Below are 16,180 nucleotides of genomic sequence, written 5' to 3'. Positions count from 1 at the left end.
TCGAAAATCTCATTTTGCGAAACGATCAAGCAGGGCTTGGACGACGGCTTGCGATGAGCTGCGGTCGGCGTTTGTCTTGCTGACGACGCGCATGCCTTCGAGCAGGCACATAATGAGACGCGCGGCGGTCGAGGGCTCGACCTCATCAGCCAATCGTCGCTCGGACTTCGCGCGTTCCAATGCCGTCGTCAGCCGCGCTTCCATCGCCTTGAAGAAGCGTCGAATGCGCTGTTCCACTTCGACGTCCTGACTTCCCAATTCCATGGCGGTTGCCACAATCAGGCATCCGCGCTTGGCGCCAGCCCCGCTGGTTCGCTCAACGTATCTTGCAAGGCACGCCTGGATGCCGTCCAACACGTCTTTGCGCGGATCAAGGTCGGCATCCAGGCGTGTCAAGGAGTCTGCGATGTATCGGTCGAGCGCGCGCAAGAACAGCCCGTGCTTGTCGCCGAAGGCGGCGTAGAGACTTCCACGAGAAAGATTCGTCGCCTCAAGCAACTCCGGAAGCGACGTCGCATGATAACCTGATGTCCAGAACACGCCCATGGCGCTTTCGATAGCGTCATCGGGATCGAACTCTCTCGGACGGCCGCGCATCCGCTGCGAAGTCTCTCGTATCATGAGCAATATCTAGACTAAGCGGTCGTTAATATCAAGCCCGTTTTCCCGGAATTGCGGAAGCATGGGGCGCCGCACGATGCGGGTTTGCCAAGGCGGCGTTCCGCTCCGTACTTTCCAGCTTAACGGTCAGGTCTTGCAAATAAAGACTGAATGGTCCAAAAATAAGAAGTCCAATAACCGGAGTGCACAGATGGCGACGGATACAAACAGGCCTGTGAATGTCGCCGTAGTGACCTACGTGTCCGGGCGCGCAGCAGCGCCTTTTGGCTTTCCAGCGCGCAACGCTGCGGAGCTCATGGTCGAAACCATCAATGCCGGAGGCCAGCTCCCAGAGCCTTACGCTGCTTCGGGCTTCGCTGGTCGCAAGCTGTCACTGAGGGTCTACGACGAGAGTGGCTCGGAAGACGAACAGATCGCGCTGTCGCGGCGCATACATGCTGACGGTGCGGATATCGTGGTCGGGTACGCGGGCAGCGCAGTCGCGATGGCCATTGCTCCCGTTGCCGAGGAACTTGGCCTACTAACGGTTGTTTCCGGCGGCGGCGCCAGTCAGTTGTTTGCACGCCAGTGGGATTGGGTCTTTCGTACCCAGACGACGACAACGGCTGATTCTGTCGGCGCCGCGCGCTACGTGGCGGCCCAACTCGGGGTTTGCGGCCTGGGTTTCGGCGGTATCAACCAACAATATCTTTGGGGGACGGACAGCTGGAAAGAATTTCGCGCCGCCTTGCAGGTCCTCCAGCCTGATGCGCAGGAGGTCGGAGGTCACTTTGCGCCGCTCTATTCAGGCTCTGTCGAAACTCCTATCAACTTTCTGAAAGAGCAGGGTGCCCAACTCATTCATTCCGGCAACTGGGGCGTTGATCTGTTCCGGTTGGTCGAAGTCGCACGAACAACGATACCGGATACACGCTTGCTATTGGTGTCCGGAGAGAGCGGCCTTCATCGGTTGGCGGGGATAATTCCCGATGGCACTATCCTTGGGGGCCGTGGTTCGCACGGACTGCTGGCGCATGACACTGAGTTGAACCGCTGGTTCTGCTCCAACTATCGTGATCGATATGAAATTGCGCCAATCTATCCATCCTATGGGATTGCCAATGCGCTGCTAGGTTTGAAAGCCGCTTGGGACCGCGCCGGCGCTGGGGCGAAGACGATTGATGTTGCGTCGGTTCTGGCTGGGTCGACCTTCGAGGGTGTCGGATCGACAATTTCGATGATGCGCGCGAATGGTCGACAGGCTGTTGCCGAAGCGGTCTATGGGACGGTCCGACGACGAGAAGGAAGCAAAGAAATAGAGCTGACCAATGTCGTGCGGTTCGCGCCCAACAAGGTCACTCCTCCGGACGGGATGTCTGGACTTGAATGGATTGAGCGGCGATTTGGTAGCCGATGATACGAGCGCTAACGCTCTAGGAGTAGTCGAGCGCCCCTATGGGGAGAGCTTCGTCGACCTTAGGGAAGCGCTGCGGCGGGACGTCGGAGGCGCGGCGGCGGAGAGAAGGTATCGAGCCGACGATTCGAGGGAATCGGTCACGGACCGAACTGACGGAGAGAGGCAGCTTTTGAGGGCAGAGCGACCCGTGTGGTTGCCGCACAGCAGCCGGATTGGCGGCGTCGAGACCGAAAGCGTCTTCCTGATCTCTGACGGTATTTGAAGCTCTGTGCCGGTGCGCTCCGAGTGGCCTTGACTGCGCAGGCGGTGCGCCATCCGGTCGATAGACTCCGATAGGTACCGGGGTTGCCAAAGCTTCGTAAGGGGCCATTTTTTCTGTGAATTCAACATCAAAAAATTACGCCGGATATACCGCCGGCATTCGTCCGTTACACAAGGCGAATTGTCCTTCCAAATCAAGGACAAAACGTCGCGCGTTATAATTGAGTGGGAGTGACGGGTCGTATTTTGGGATACTGGGGATACAGCAGCGAATATTGATGACGCGGAACATTCGATAGGCACCGATTGATGTCAATTGATCTAGGTCGCCGCTGTTTGCTGGCTGTGCGTTCGATAAGTCATGATCGCAGCTGGGTTTTGCGCTCGCAGATCGAGCCGCAAGCCGCTCTCATCTCAACTAAGGCGGGCGTGTCTCACCGCGCCTCTGGATTTCTCGCGAGAACACAACAAGCGCATAAATCCGGGGGCGATCAGAATGCCGTCCGCTCTCCGCCTTCCGAACGTATCGACTTGATGTTCTTCAACGTCCTACTTTCAAAGCTGTTGTGGTGACGTCCGTTTCCTCGATCAGCATCAGCCGGCGCGCTTCATGGAGGCGCAGGTGCTTTTGGTATTGCAGCGGGCTCATTCCCGTCAGCTCCTGGAAATGCCGGTGGAGGGTTGAAACGCCCATGCCGATCATCGTCGCCAACTGCTCGATGTGGAAGTGCTCATATGAAAGCCCGACCCAGTTCGTGCGGGAGTATCGGCGACTTTTTGAGCAGCCCCCGATCCAATTGGCCGCCTTTGCTATTCGGTGCCCCTGAGATCCCAGCCTGACGATCTGGCGCAGATTCCTGCCCCGGTGCCCCGGAAGCAAGGGCCGCCCGCCCTTGGACGGGCGTTCAGACCTTGACTATTCCGACCTCTATCATGCTGCGTGCGGCGGCCTCGATAGCATCGGCTGGCGGGCGGGGATCCCAACCGAGCACGCGTTTCGCTTTTTCGCCGTTGGCCAACAGATCAATGCCAAGAAGCGGAAGAAGCGCCTTCACCTTGGGATCCACCATGGCCTTGGCTTTCATGGCGATGTCCGGAACTTGCATGGTGGATACCTTACGGGCCTGTTCCCCGAGGCGTTCCTTAAGAATTTCGGCCACTTGGACGAGCCACAGCGCGTCACCGGAGGTTGCGAGAAATCGTTCGCCTGCTGCGGCCGGATCGGTCATTGCCCGCAACTGAAGGTCGGCCACATCGCGTACGTCCACGAAACATGACTGGATACGTGGCTGCCCGGGTTGGCCCTCAAGCATGCCCTTCAGCATCATCAGCGAATGCGAGGTGTCCGGACCAAGCGCCGGGCCCATCACGGCGGTCGGGTTGATCGTTGCCAGTTCCAGCCCGTTGCCGTTTTCAGCGATAAATTCCCAAGCCGCGCACTCCGCCAGCGTTTTGGACTTTTGATAAGGCGCGATGTGACCATCGAGATCGCTCCAGTCCTCCTCGGTGAAGGGTCGACCGGGACTGGCCTTGCCGGCGCCGATGGCCCCGAAGGCCGAGGTCAGCACCACCCGTTTCACCCCAGCGTCCCGGGCGGCACGGAGCAGCCGAAGGTTGCCGTCGACAGCGGGCCGGATCCAGTCTTCTTCGCTCGCATAGTTTCCCGAGGGCGTCGAGGACGCACTATGAATGGCATAGACGCAGCCTTGTGCGGCTTCGGCCCATCCCTCGTCCTTGAGCAGGTCGGTCTCAACGAAGCTCAGTCGCTCTCCCGGCTCGGCGCCGCCATGGGCCAGATAGGCGCCAACCTCGTCCGCCCGGTCGAGCGAACGGATGGCGGTGCGGACGCGGAAGCCGGCGGCGAGCGCGGCGATGATCGTGTGCTGTCCGATAAATCCTGTTCCACCAGTGATGAGGATGGTGTCGTCCGCCATGGCTGCTCCGAAAGCGAATTGATGATGCCTTTTGAAAGATAGGGCAGGAAGCTGGATCGCGAATGCTTGAACGTCCGGCATTTATACGCGACAATCCGAAAATGCCGTCCGACGCGTTTTCCGACATTCTCAGACTGACAACGGTGGAGTCGATGGTGACCGGCGGCTTCGACGCGGGAGGTCCTTGGGCGCTTCGGTTTCCCGCGCCGAAGTCGATCAAGTTCTTCGCGCTGACCCAGGGCCTGTGCTGGGCCCGGATCGACGGCGAAGCGCCGGTGCGCTTCGGACAAGGCGATGTGGGCCTTCTGACGGCGCAGCGTCCCTACACCTTGTCGAGCGATCCGTCGGTGACGCCGGTCGACGCAATGGCGCTGTTTTCCGGGCGTGGCCGCTCGTTCGTCACCTTGGGCGATGGAACCGACTTCAGCTATGTGGGCGGGCATGTCCTGCTCGATCCGACGAGCGGAACCCTGCTGTCGGAAGCGCTGCCACCGTGGCTCCGCGTCGACGGCGCGACCGAGCAAGCAGCGCGGTTTCGCTGGTTGCTCAGCGAACTCGTGAATGAGCGCCAGCAGCCGCTGCCGGGAGGCGCCCTTGTCGCAACGCAGCTCGCGCAGTTGCTGTTCGTGCAGATCCTGCGAGCGCAGATGGACGGCAACGATCGCATCCCGCCGGGGTGGTTGCGCGCGCTGGGCGATCCGCGCCTCGCGCCGGCCGTGCAGCTCATGCATGACGATCCGGCGCGCGCGTGGCATCTCGACGAATTGGCACGCGCCTGCGCGATGTCGCGATCGACCTTCGCCGCGCGCTTCACCGCGACGGCCGGTATCGCGCCGCTCGGCTATCTTGCGCGTTGGCGCATCCATCTCGCCTGCAAGGCGCTACGGGACGAAGAACTTTCCGTGGCGTCGGTTGCGGCTTTGGCCGGCTATTCCTCGCAGGGCGCCTTCAGCAATGCCTTCAAGCGGATGACGGGCTTGTCGCCCTCCTTGTGGCGCGAACGACAGCTGAGCGCCGGTCCGGCCTGAAGGCGTCGCTGCGAGTTTGGGTCACCTCGTCGTAAGCGGCTAGTTGGGCTGACTGAGATCCAGTATCGTAGCGGGAAAGCCTGCTAAGCCCTGGAACGCCCGCAGAGATGCGGGCTTCTTCGTTTTCAGTCCGGTGCTTGCGAGCACCGGCAAGACCCGCGTCGGTGGCATAGCCACGCTGTTTACTCGACCAGCATCAATGGGAAAGCGGAGTTCGATGAACCGCGAACGATCGCTAGCCAACAACTGGCCCTCGAACGGCCCGCCGATAACAACAGCCGAATGCCAAGATCGATAAGGTAGCGGACCGTCAGCTTGTGGCGGATCTGGCAACGCTTTCTCGAAGTCGAAGGAGAAGCTGCGGATGACCATCTCGAAAGGCGAAGTGGAACAGTTCTTTGAACGATATGCCCAAGCCTTCAGGGATGGCTTGGAAGGTACTCTTGCTGAGGAATTTTTCCGTTCGCTTTTTTCCACCCAGTATATCGCTGCAGGACCAAAAGGTGTCATGGCAGGGGACAACGATCACACTTTTGTCGAGCGGATTTCAAAAGGATACGAGCACTATCGTCAGATCGGCAACAAGGCGGTCACCGTCTCCGGGATCGAGATGCATTCGATCGATGAAACACATTGCCTGGTCCACGTGGGCTGGAGCAGCGAGTTCGAGAAAGATGGCAGGCGTATCGATGTGCCTTTCACCAACGTCTATCTGCTCGAGCAGAATGATGGGATGTTGAAGGTTTTCGGCTGGATTACGGGTGATGAGGTTCAACTGCTCAAGGACAATGGTCTCTTGTGAGGCTTGCCCCGACGGCAGCGCGTCAGCGAACTTGCACTGATCGAAGAAGGTCGGCGCCGGCCCTTCTGCGGGGGGGTAGGACATTCGGGCCTCTTGAGACCGTATTGTGCCAACGATATTGTCCAAGGACAGTGCCCGTAGAATGCCCCATCGCGCTTGTAGAGCGGACTTGATGGGTATCGCTGCACTTCACCCATCCGACGACTACATCACGCTCATCCGCGTGCCGGATTGAGGACCTTGATCTCGGCGAAATCCGTTTCGTTATCCGTCTCCACGACACAGTCGTTTGTATTGGCGACGGCGGCGATGATCATGTCGAGCGCGTTTCGCGGTTTGCCGGCCGTTTTGCCTTCGGCCATCAGTCGGGCCCAGACGAGTCCGGCCTTGTCGTCGAAGGACAGGATGCGGCCCGCAAAAGCGCTTGCGGTCCTTCGGGCCCCGAGAACCAGACGTCGAGGAGATCGCGCTTCTTGCCACGCGGTTTTTCCAAAATACCACGGCGGATTTCTGCAACGGTTAAGGAGGCGATGAACAGGTCCTCGTCGTGCTGCATCGACATCCATGAGATCAGGGAGTCCGATGGTCGCTGCCTGACGACGTTGCTGATGATGTTGGTGTCGAGGAGATAGCGCGTCACAGATCGACCTTGCGTCCCTTTTCGCGAGGGCGAGAAAGATCGAGATCAGCCCCTACGAGCGGAGAACGGCGCAATGCGGCGAGAATCCCGCCCAGCCGGGTTGGCTCGCCTGCGATCGACTTGCGCACGGCGGCGCGAAGCGCCGAGGCCTCTGGCGTATCCTCCGACAGGCGTTTGGCGAACGAACGGATGAGATCGCGGTCGGCATTCCGGCCGAGCACTTCGAAACGCGCCAAGCCGCGCTTACCGAGGCGTGACCGATAGTTCTGGATGGCGCGCTTCTGTGAGTTTCCCATGCCGTCCTCGGCTATTTCCAGTAATATAGCTGGAAATCCGGAGTTCTACACCTGCAGCGAGCCGGTATGCCGTCGTGATCGGCGCGCAGCACCCGCCTGCTGCACCCGCCGCCAAAAGCTCGACGCGCAAGCGGTCCGCTCTAGCGCTCCTATCGCGCGCTCCGATCGCAGCTCGTCCGCTGCAGACCGGGTGCGCGGTAGGACATTCAGGCATATTGAGACGGTACCGTTCCAACGATATCCTCCAAGGGACGCTGCCCGCAGAATGCTTAAAACTCTCGACATCTGATGATCGAGGCAGTTGGAACCGGCGCAGGCTGGGAACGTTGGCTGCGGGCCGCAATTGATGTCGAGGGGCGGAGCTATGTCCGATCTACTGCCCAGCGCGTTGGATCTTGCGCGCTTCCAGTTTGCCTTCACGGTAGTCTGGCACTTCCTGTTTCCGGCCTTCACCATCGGACTGGCTAGCTATCTTGCCGTGCTCGAAGCCCTCTGGCTGTGGACGGGCCGCGGCGCCTATCTCGACACCTATCGCTATTGGCTGAAGATTTTCGCCGTCGCTTTCGCCATGGGCGTGGTGTCGGGCTTGGTCATGTCATACCAGTTCGGCACGAACTGGTCGGTGTTTGCCGACAAGACGGCGCCGGTGCTCGGTCCGCTGCTCGGCTACGAAGTGCTGACGGCATTCTTTCTCGAGGCCGGCTTCCTTGGAGTCATGCTGTTTGGCCTTGGCCGGGTCGGTCCGCGCCTGCATTTCGTCGCGACCTGCTTCGTCGCGGGCGGCACCTTGCTCTCGGCCTTCTGGATTCTAGCCGCTAATTCCTGGATGCAGACCCCGGCGGGACACGCCATGGGAGCGGACGGCCAGTTCATTCCCGAGAGCTGGCTCGGGATCATCTTCAATCCGTCGTTCCCCTATCGGTTCGCCCATACGGTCACCGCGGCTTACCTGACGACCGCGATGATCGTGGGAGCCGTGGGTGCCTGGCACCTTCTGCGGGACAGGATGAACGAACGCGCTCGCATCATGTTTTCAATGGCGATGTGGATGGCCGCGATCGTGGCGCCGATGCAGCTCCTGATCGGCGATCTGCACGGCGTGAATTCCTACCACCATCAGCCGGTCAAAGTCGCGGCCATGGAAGGCCACTTCGAGACCGAGCGCCGGGCCTCCTCCATCCTGTTCGGCATGCCGGATGCCGAAGTCGGGGTGACGCGCGGCCAAATCGCCATTCCAGGTTTTGCGAGCCTTTATCTGACGCACAGCCTTGATGGAGAGGTCAAGGGGCTCAAGGCTTTCCCGAAGGATACCTGGCCGACCAACATTCCGCTCGTCTTCTGGGCGTTCCGCATCATGGTCGGTTTGGGCATTCTGATGATCGTGCTCGGCATGACCTCGCTCGTTCTGCGTTGGCGCGACGCTCTGTACGACACGCCATGGCTGCACCGCTTTGCCGTGGCCATGGGGCCGTCGGGGCTGATCGCGGTGACGGCCGGATGGACGGTGACGGAGGCGGGACGTCAGCCATTCACGGTTTATGGACTGCTGAGGACGGCCGATAGCGTGGCGCCGGTCGCAGCGCCGGCCGTCGCCGCGTCTCTGGCGGCATTCATTGTCGTGTACTTCGTCGTCTTCGGCGCGGGGATCGCTTATCTGTTTCACCTCTTCCGCCAGACGCCTGAAGCCGGCGAGCACGGACCGCCACAAGGCCAGCCGGTCCGCACGGCAGGGATTACGCCGGCGCCAGCGTTGATAGTGGGATCAGACACGCCCAGAGCAGAGCCGCGGCAAGCGGGGATCAGGCCATGAGCATCGACCTCACACTGATTTGGGCCCTGCTGATCGCCACGGCCGTGCTGCTCTACGTGGTGATGGACGGCTTCGACCTCGGCGTCGGCATCCTGTTTCCGGCCGAGGTGGCGAGAGCCGACCGCGATGTCATGGTCAATTCCGTCGCGCCGGTCTGGGACGGCAACGAAACCTGGCTCGTGCTCGGCGGCGGCGGCCTGTTCGCGGTGTTTCCGCTGGCCTACGCGACGATTTTTCCCGCGCTTTACATGCCGCTCATCCTGATGCTGCTGGCGCTGGTGTTTCGCGGGGTGGCCTTCGAGATGCGGTTTCGAGCGCGGACGTCCGCCGGCGAAGTATGGTGGGACCGCGCCTTCTCGTGGGGCAGCTTTGCCGCCGCATTCCTCCAGGGCGTCTGCCTTGGCGCGATCGTGCAGGGCATTCGCGTCGAGGGGCGTGCCTACGCCGGCGGGTGGTGGGACTGGCTGACGCCTTTCTCGGTTTTGACCGGTGTTGCCCTGGTTGTCGGCTACGGCCTGCTCGGCGCGTGCTGGCTGATTTGGAAGACCGACGGCGCGCTTCAGGCGCGCTGCCGGAGCTATGCGCGCGTTCTCGGATTTGCGACACTCGGCTTCATCGCCGTCATATCCTTGATGATGATCATCCAAAGCCCTGCGTTCCGGGAGCGATGGCTGACGCTGCCGAACATGCTTTACGCAGCGCCTGTGCCGATCCTTCTGGCCCTGCTGGCCTGGCGCTTTCACCGCGCGCTCGGCAAGGGCGAGGATGGGGTGCCGTTCCTGTGCGCACTCGGCTTTTTTGTGCTGTCCTATGCCGGGCTGGGCATCAGCATGTGGCCGATGATCGTGCCGCCCTCGATTACGATCTGGCAGGCGGCCACCCATCCCAGCAGCCAGTTGTTCCTGCTCGTCGGTGCGGCGGTGCTGGTACCGGTGATCCTTGTTTATACCGGCTACGTCTATTGGATATTTCGTGGCAAGGTGCGGCACGGCGAGGGGTATCATTGAGGCTGCGCGTGTCTCAAACCTGGCGGCAGCTGCTGTGGTTCGTTGCGCTTTGGGCCGCAGGTGTAATCGCGCTGCTGGCGATTGCAGTGCCGATCCGATGGCTGCTGAAGACAGGGTAGAGAGGCTGCCGCACCCTCGATCTCCTGGATGCTTCGGCAAGCTCGATCTGGCCGCGGCTTGCCGTCCCGTCCGCGCGTAGGCGCCCGGCGTAAACGTCGGATCTCCGTCACGGCCTCTCGTGATACGACATCCGCATCGTCCCCTCCGGAGCCCGCCTTGATGCCCGTCGCGACTGCCGCTAGCCAGCTTCCCGCCTCTGCCGTTGAAACCGACCCCGAAACCCTCGGCTGGATGCGCGGCTTTCCGCCGTCGCCCGACCGCACCATCACCTTCCAGGATGGCTCGTTCCGCAGCTTCCCCGAACTGCGCTGGGCCTGGAGCAACATCCGCCAGCTGGTGCCCACCGTGAATGTCTGGCGCGGGGCAGGGCCCGCATCCATGCTGCCGCGCGAAGACCACGACATCGGCGCGGTGGCTTCGACCACGATGGACGGCCGGCCCATGACCTTCGCGCAGATGCTGGAGGAGACGTATACGGACGGCATCGCCGTGCTGCATCGGGGCAAGCTGATCTATGAGCGCTATTTCGGCGCCTTGAAGCCGCACAAGCCGCATATCGGCATGTCCGTGACGAAGTCGTTCACCGGCGTGCTCGCCGGCATTCTGGTCGCCGAGGGCAGGATCAATCCGCAGGCGCCCGTCACGGATTACGTGCCCGAGCTGAAGGCCAGCGCCTTCGGCGATGCGCGCGTGCACGAGGTCATGGATATGACCACGGGGCTCGCCTACACCGAAATCTACACCGACAAGAATTCCGACGTGTGGGGCCTGCGGCGTGCCAACGGCATGGCGCCGATCCCGCCGGGCTACGACGGACCCACCAACATTTTCGATTTCCTGATCGCGCAGAGAAAGCAGGGCGAGCACGGCAAGGCCTTCGCCTACAAGACCGTCAACACCGACGTGCTGGCCTGGATCAACCGGCGCGCCAGCGGCATGACGCTGTCCGACCTGCTCTCCGAGCGGATCTGGCAGCCGATGGGTGCGGAGGAGGACGCGTATTATCACGTCGACCGCATCGGCACCGAGAGCGGCGGCGGCGGGCTCTCCACCACGCTGCGCGATCTCGCCCGCTTCGGTGAGACCATGCGCAATCACGGCCGCTTCAACGGCCGCCAGATCGTGCCTTCAACGGTCGTCGAGGACATCGCGCGCGGCGGCGACCCGGAGAAATTCAAGCCGGCCGGCTACATCACATTGCCGGGCGCGTCCTATCGCAATCAATGGTGGGTCACGCACAACGCGCACGGCGCCTACATGGCGCGCGGCGTCTACGGCCAGGGCATCTACATCGATCCCAAGGCCGAGATGGTGATCGCCCGCTACGCCTCGCACCCCATGGCGGGCAACGCCGCCAACGACCCCGTGACGCTGCCGGCGTATATGGCGCTGGCGAAGGCGCTGATGGCGGGCGGGTAGGGCGCGTCGTCCGTCACGCACTCGCTGTCATCGCCCGGCCGAGTCGGCCAACGACAGTGTGCCTAAAACCGCAAGATCGGTCGAGCATGCCACGGCCGTTCACGCCTAGATGAGCCCCGCCACGGAGGAGGGACGATGAAGGCGGCGCTGCAAAATTATCAGGCCCGGATGCGGCGGGTGCTGGACCATATCGACCGGCATCTCGACGATGATCTGGATCTGGAAAGTTTGAGCGCTGTTGCGGCCTTCTCGAAATTCCATTTCCACCGGCAGTTCTCGGCGACCTTCGGTCTGTCAGTGCACAGCTATGTCCAGCTGGCCCGTCTGAAGCGCGCGTCGTATCAGCTCGCCTTCGCCGACGCCCAAAGCGTCACGGACATTGCGATGGATGCCGGCTACGAAGCACCGGATGCCTTTGCCCGCGCCTTCCGGCAACGGTTCGGGCAATCGCCATCGTCGTTCCGGAACTCTCCCGAGTGGGAGCCGTGGCTTGCGGCCTTCGGGCCTCTCGATATCGCGAGGAGCAAGCTCATGCAGAGAACTTTCACGACTGACGATGTGACGATCCGCGAGGTGCCCACCACGAAGGTGGCGATCATGGAGCATCGGGGCGACCCGGCGACGCTTCCCGCCACCATCCAGCGCTTCATCGCGTGGCGGAAGGCGGCGGGCCTGCACCCCGGCACAAACCCGACCTTCAATGTCGCGCTCTACCTCTATCGCAACTGGCTGCCGGGCAGCGGCGAGGAAGTGCGCGACTTCCCGATCTATTGCCAGCGGCTGAGCTTCTTCCCGGAGGTGCCTGAGCACGAGACGGTCGCGGAACTGTTCTCCCACTGAAATAGCGGTCTCCGGGTCGGGCCCAATCCCGTCGGGTCACAGCAGGCGGGCAGGTCGACATCAACGGCTGCCACGAGCTCGCGCCTCATGCGCCTCCTGCCAGTGCGGATAGGTGACGTAGGCGGTGAGAGCGCCTTGCTCGTGCGAGCGGATGGTGACGGTCTCACCTTTCGGCATGTAGACGATCTCGCCGGGACCTGCGGTAATGGTGTCGCCGTCGCTCGTGACCGAGAGCTTCCCCTCGAGGACGATCATGACATCGTCGACGCTCATCGTCTCCTCGAGATTCTGGTTCGGTGCGTAACGCCCGAAGCCGATCGTGATCGGTCCGCCGTGACGTTGGTCGACCAGGTTGCCGACGAAGATATTGCCGTCCTGTCCCGGCGAGCGCTCGAGCGAAGCGTCGGAGATGGCAAATTTGCGAACTTTCATGAATTCATTCCGTCTTGTGCGACTGGCGGGGTGGGCACCGATAGACGCCTGGGCAGGCATTTTGTTCGCATCGCCTTACGAGGCGGTTTGACGCAGCGACGCGGCTTAATATCAGTGTTGACTTATATTAGTGATGATTGATATTCATCAAAGAAGAGCGGAGCAAGGAGAGGCGCAATGCAGATCGACGTCGCCAAGGTCCTGGGACTTGTGACGCGCTCGGTGAGGAGCTTTGAGAAGGACGGGAAGCCGGCCAGTGCGGTGACTCTGACCCGGCTCTACGACACCGGCCTCGACGATCTCTGGGACGCGGTGACCAGCAAAGAGCGCATCCCGCGCTGGTTTGCGCCGGTCGAGGGAGACCTCCAGCTGGGCGGAAGGTATCAGGTCAAGGGCAATGCGGGCGGCACCATCATGGCGTGTACGCCGCCGACCCATTTCGCCGCGACATGGGAATTCGGTGGCGCTTTGAGCTGGATCGACGTCAAGCTGTCGGCAGAACGAAGCCAGGCCCGCCTGACGCTCGAGCACACCGCGATCATCGAGGATCATTGGAATCAGTTCGGTCCCGGTGCGGTGGGCATCGGCTGGGACCTCGCTCTTGCGGGACTAGAGCGATATCTTGCGACCGGGGCGTCGGTCGACCACGAGACGGCCGAGGCGTGGATGGTCTCGCCCGAGGGCAAGGACTTCATGACGACAAGCGGCGAATATTGGCGTGCTGCGCATGTCGCGAGCGGGGTCGATCCCGACACGGCGAAGCAGCGCTCGGACCGCACCATTGCGTTCTATCGCGGCGAGATGCCGCCCGACATCACGCATCCGGGCACAGGAAGCTGATGCACGCCTTCGAGGTCCTCGCCGATCCCGTGCGCCGTCGCATCCTCGAGCTGCTCGGCCTCAAGGAGATGGCGTCCGGCGAGGTCGTCGAAGCGATCGGGGCCGAATTCGGCATCACCCAGGCGGCGGTCTCGCAGCACCTCAGGGTGCTGCGAGAGAGCGGCTTCGCAACCGTTCGGGCGGAGGCGCAAAGACGGCTCTATTCGGTCGACGTGGCGGGGCTTCAAGCGGTCGATGCCTGGATCGGTCAGTTCAGGAATTTCTGGGAGCCCAAGCTGGACGCACTGGCCACCGAGATCGCGCGCGGCAAACGTGAGCGTCGCAACGCGCCGCTCACCAAAAGGAGCGGGAAAAGAGCTTGAAGTGATCGCGAACTGGGAGTGAGGAGCGAAGTTACGCGAGCTGCGGAGCCGGCTCGCAATACTCGATCAGCACTTCGGTGAGAACCCGTATCTTCCTTGCGGGATGCTGGCCCGGGGGGCGGATTACATATGCACCCGCCGGAGGTGGGGGATAGCGTGTCATCACCGGCACAAGCGCGCCGGAAGTGACATATTCATGGGTGAGCCTGTCGGGAAGATAGGCGATCCCGAGGCCTGCCGTTGCCGCGGCGAGGAGCGCTGTGCCGTTGTCGGCCTTGAAGCGCCCCTGCGGACGAACCGTGATGATCTTGTCGCCATCCATGAGTTGCCACGCTTCGGTGCCCTGCATGAGGGCTTCATGGGCGACGAGCTCCTCCGGCGACTCGGGCGACCCATGGGTGTTGATGTAGTCAGGGCTCGCGAGCAGCTTCCCATGGATTGGTCCGATGCGTCTCGCAATCAAATTGGAGTCCTGAAGATAGCCAATCCGTATCGCACAATCATATCCTTCTGCGACGAGATCGACGAAGCGATCGCTATAGCAGGTGTGGATCTGGAGATGCGGATGGCGGCGAGCCATTTCCGCAAGGATCGGAGCGAAGTGGGTCGGACCGAAAGACAGCGGCACTGCAACTCGCAAGCGGCCGCGCAGGTCTCCCGCGGGTAGGATCGCCTCCCTCGCTGCGTCGATCTCGGCGCCGACTCTGGCGGCATGGTCTCGGAAAGTGACGCCGGCTTCCGTGAGTGCAGCCCCGCGGGTCGTTCTTGCAAGCAGTTGGACGCCAAGCTCCGCTTCAAGCCGCAGGAGCCGACGACTGACGATCGATTTGGCGACGCCCAGCCGGGCCGCGGCGGACGAAATTCCCCCAGCGTCGGCGATTTCGACGAACGTCCGTATGTCTTCAATATCCAATTCAGCGTTCCTGGTTCCGCGACACGGTGTACCCCGCCGCGACACTACCGTATCGCCTCCGGGAACACCAATCTCGGCGTCGGCTACGTCGCTGCTGGCGTATGTCTTCGAAAAACCAGTGCCGCTCACAACGGCAGTAAAGGATGCAACGATGACTTTTCGTAACGGCCTTGCTTCGCTTCTTCGTCCCGAAGACTCCGTGCTCGTTCTGATCGACCACCAGCCTTACCAGCTCGCGAACGTGAACAGCCATGAACCGCAGATGGTGATCAACAACACCGCCGGTCTGGCCAAGGCCGCCAAAGCCTTCGGCGTCCCCACCATCCTCACCACGGTGATCGCTGAACGGGGTGGTCTCCTTTTCCCTCAGATCACGGACGTTTTCCCTGGCCAGGAAATCATCGACCGGACGTTCATCAACACCTGGGAGGATCGAAAGGTGGTGGACGCAGTCAAGGCAACGGGCCGCAAGCAGCTCATCATTGCCGGCCTGTGGACCGAAATTTGCGTTGCGATGCCGGCGATTCAGGCTCGTGGCGAAGGCTGGGATGTCACGGTGATCACCGACGCCTCTGGCGCCGTTTCGGTGGAGGCCCACCAGGTCGCAATCCAGCGCATGATCGCGGCGGGCGTAAATATGATGACCTGGCTGGCGCTCGCGGCCGAATGGCAGCGCGACTGGGCTCGGACCGATCAAGCTGCCGCGCTGACGAAGGTGATCACGCAGCATGCCGGCGGCAGCGGCATCGCGTTCCTGTGGGAGCAGCAGCTGCTCAACACACCCGTACCCGCCAACGCGGGATGATCTGAGCGTGTAGGGTGGATTAGCCGAAGGCTGCGCGAAGCGCAGTCCGCCGGCGTAATCCACCGTTCCCTCGTTAGGCCGCGCTCTGATTGGTGGATTACGCTATCGCTAATCCACCCTACGAGCCCCGCGACATCTTCTCATACTTCTTCACCAGCCGATCGCGCTTCAGCCGCGACAGCCGCTGGAGCCAGAACATGCCGTCGAGCTGATCGATCTCGTGCTGGTGGCACACCGCGCGCAGGCCGTCCGATTCCTCGTGTTGCATATTGCCATCGAGATCCTGATAGCTGATCCGCACCCGCGCATGGCGCTGCACCTCGTCGTTGACCCCAGGCATCGACACACTGCCCTCGCGGTGCAGGATCATCTTGGGCGAGGCCCATGTGATCTCCGGATTGACGTAAGTGCGCGCGCCGTCCTTGGCGTCGAGCTCCAGCACCACGACACGCAAGGGAACGCCGATATGCGGCGCGGTGATGCCGATGCCGGGCGCGGCACGCATGGTCTCGAGCAGGTCGTTCGCGAGGTCGCGCAAGGACTCGTCGAAGGCGGTGACGGGGCGGGCCGCCAGCGCGAGCCGGCGGTCGGGATAGCGCACGATCGGGCGGATGGTCATGCAGGCTCCTACCACTCACTCACGGATCATTGAAC

Annotated in this window: 18 protein-coding genes and 1 pseudogene; 10 read left to right on the top strand and 9 right to left on the bottom strand. The window is 62.0% G+C overall.

The window, feature by feature from the left end; genetic code table 11:
- Positions 1-9: 9 nt before the first annotated feature.
- Positions 10-597, bottom strand: a complete 588-nt coding sequence (locus H1B27_RS16405) for a TetR/AcrR family transcriptional regulator (RefSeq protein WP_246515459.1) — start codon at positions 595-597, stop codon at positions 10-12.
- 85 nt (positions 598-682) lie between these two features.
- Between H1B27_RS16405 and H1B27_RS16400 the strand changes: the two genes are divergently transcribed.
- Positions 683-2,017, top strand: coding sequence for an ABC transporter substrate-binding protein (locus tag H1B27_RS16400; protein WP_197966749.1), 1,335 nt, complete (start codon positions 683-685; stop codon positions 2,015-2,017).
- Positions 2,018-2,819: 802 nt separating this feature from the next.
- Here H1B27_RS16400 and H1B27_RS40815 read toward each other — a convergent pair.
- Entirely contained in the window at positions 2,820-3,158 is a 339-nt protein-coding gene (locus tag H1B27_RS40815) for a helix-turn-helix domain-containing protein (protein WP_283816987.1), read from the bottom strand.
- A 25-nt stretch (positions 3,159-3,183) separates the two neighbouring features.
- Entirely contained in the window at positions 3,184-4,212 is a 1,029-nt protein-coding gene (locus H1B27_RS16390) for an SDR family oxidoreductase (protein WP_197966747.1), read from the bottom strand.
- Positions 4,213-4,274: 62 nt separating this feature from the next.
- Here H1B27_RS16390 and H1B27_RS16385 point away from each other — a divergent pair, with 62 nt between their 5' ends.
- Positions 4,275-5,240 (top strand): AraC family transcriptional regulator, encoded by a 966-nt coding sequence (locus H1B27_RS16385; RefSeq protein ID WP_246515457.1) that lies wholly within the window; start codon positions 4,275-4,277, stop codon positions 5,238-5,240.
- 39 nt (positions 5,241-5,279) lie between these two features.
- Here the strand turns inward: H1B27_RS16385 and H1B27_RS16380 are convergent, their stop codons facing one another.
- Complete coding sequence (locus H1B27_RS16380) at positions 5,280-5,612, bottom strand: hypothetical protein (RefSeq protein ID WP_197966746.1); 333 nt, start codon at positions 5,610-5,612, stop codon at positions 5,280-5,282.
- Between H1B27_RS16380 and H1B27_RS16375 the strand changes: the two genes are divergently transcribed.
- Positions 5,605-6,042 carry a DUF6841 family protein gene (locus tag H1B27_RS16375; protein ID WP_197966745.1) on the top strand — a complete coding sequence of 146 codons (438 nt, stop codon included), beginning with the start codon at positions 5,605-5,607 and terminating at the stop codon, positions 6,040-6,042. The genes H1B27_RS16380 and H1B27_RS16375 overlap by 8 nt on opposite strands.
- Before the next feature lie 215 nt (positions 6,043-6,257).
- Here H1B27_RS16375 and H1B27_RS16370 read toward each other — a convergent pair.
- Together H1B27_RS16370 and H1B27_RS16365 are read right to left on the bottom strand one after the other, a co-directional pair.
- A pseudogene (locus H1B27_RS16370) lies at positions 6,258-6,682 on the bottom strand (PIN domain-containing protein).
- Complete coding sequence (locus H1B27_RS16365; protein ID WP_061876749.1) at positions 6,679-6,978, bottom strand: hypothetical protein; 300 nt, start codon at positions 6,976-6,978, stop codon at positions 6,679-6,681. The pseudogene H1B27_RS16370 and the gene H1B27_RS16365 overlap by 4 nt, the downstream one beginning before the upstream one ends.
- Before the next feature lie 364 nt (positions 6,979-7,342).
- On the opposite strand from H1B27_RS16365, the gene H1B27_RS16360 reads away from it, so the two are divergent.
- From H1B27_RS16360 to H1B27_RS16345, 4 genes are all read left to right on the top strand, one after another.
- Positions 7,343-8,788, top strand: a complete 1,446-nt coding sequence (locus H1B27_RS16360) for a cytochrome ubiquinol oxidase subunit I (protein WP_197966744.1) — start codon at positions 7,343-7,345, stop codon at positions 8,786-8,788.
- A complete protein-coding gene (cydB, locus tag H1B27_RS16355; RefSeq protein ID WP_061876747.1) occupies positions 8,785-9,795 on the top strand; it encodes a cytochrome d ubiquinol oxidase subunit II in 1,011 nt (336 codons plus the stop codon). The genes H1B27_RS16360 and cydB overlap by 4 nt, the downstream gene beginning before the upstream one ends.
- Before the next feature lie 279 nt (positions 9,796-10,074).
- Positions 10,075-11,334: a serine hydrolase domain-containing protein gene (locus H1B27_RS16350; protein WP_197966743.1), complete on the top strand. Its 1,260-nt coding sequence runs from the start codon at positions 10,075-10,077 to the stop codon at positions 11,332-11,334.
- A 135-nt stretch (positions 11,335-11,469) separates the two neighbouring features.
- On the top strand, positions 11,470-12,174 hold the full coding sequence (locus H1B27_RS16345; RefSeq protein ID WP_197966742.1) for an AraC family transcriptional regulator: 705 nt from the start codon (positions 11,470-11,472) through the stop codon (positions 12,172-12,174).
- A gap of 60 nt (positions 12,175-12,234) precedes the next feature.
- Here H1B27_RS16345 and H1B27_RS16340 read toward each other — a convergent pair whose 3' ends face one another.
- Positions 12,235-12,606, bottom strand: coding sequence for a EutQ-related cupin domain-containing protein (locus H1B27_RS16340; protein WP_197966741.1), 372 nt, complete (start codon positions 12,604-12,606; stop codon positions 12,235-12,237).
- A gap of 177 nt (positions 12,607-12,783) precedes the next feature.
- Here H1B27_RS16340 and H1B27_RS16335 point away from each other — a divergent pair, with 177 nt between their 5' ends.
- Together H1B27_RS16335 and H1B27_RS16330 are read left to right on the top strand one after the other, a co-directional pair.
- Positions 12,784-13,446, top strand: a complete 663-nt coding sequence (locus H1B27_RS16335) for an SRPBCC family protein (RefSeq protein WP_197966740.1) — start codon at positions 12,784-12,786, stop codon at positions 13,444-13,446.
- Positions 13,446-13,808: an ArsR/SmtB family transcription factor gene (locus tag H1B27_RS16330; RefSeq protein WP_061876742.1), complete on the top strand. Its 363-nt coding sequence runs from the start codon at positions 13,446-13,448 to the stop codon at positions 13,806-13,808. The genes H1B27_RS16335 and H1B27_RS16330 overlap by 1 nt, the downstream gene beginning before the upstream one ends.
- 31 nt (positions 13,809-13,839) lie before the next feature.
- On the opposite strand, the gene H1B27_RS16325 is transcribed toward H1B27_RS16330, so the two are convergent.
- Positions 13,840-14,721 carry a LysR family transcriptional regulator gene (locus tag H1B27_RS16325; RefSeq protein WP_197966772.1) on the bottom strand — a complete coding sequence of 294 codons (882 nt, stop codon included), beginning with the start codon at positions 14,719-14,721 and terminating at the stop codon, positions 13,840-13,842.
- Positions 14,722-14,872: 151 nt separating this feature from the next.
- Between H1B27_RS16325 and H1B27_RS16320 the strand changes: the two genes are divergently transcribed.
- Entirely contained in the window at positions 14,873-15,526 is a 654-nt protein-coding gene (locus H1B27_RS16320; RefSeq protein WP_061876740.1) for a hydrolase, read from the top strand.
- A gap of 118 nt (positions 15,527-15,644) precedes the next feature.
- On the opposite strand, the gene H1B27_RS16315 is transcribed toward H1B27_RS16320, so the two are convergent.
- Complete coding sequence (locus tag H1B27_RS16315) at positions 15,645-16,145, bottom strand: peptide deformylase (protein ID WP_197966739.1); 501 nt, start codon at positions 16,143-16,145, stop codon at positions 15,645-15,647.
- Positions 16,146-16,180 lie beyond the last annotated feature (35 nt).

Source organism: Bradyrhizobium diversitatis (genome assembly GCF_016031635.1).
GTDB classification, from domain to species: Bacteria; Pseudomonadota; Alphaproteobacteria; order Rhizobiales; family Xanthobacteraceae; genus Bradyrhizobium; species Bradyrhizobium diversitatis.
Note: the sequence above shows the minus strand (reverse complement) of the source record. Positions and strands in the feature narration are given on the sequence as shown.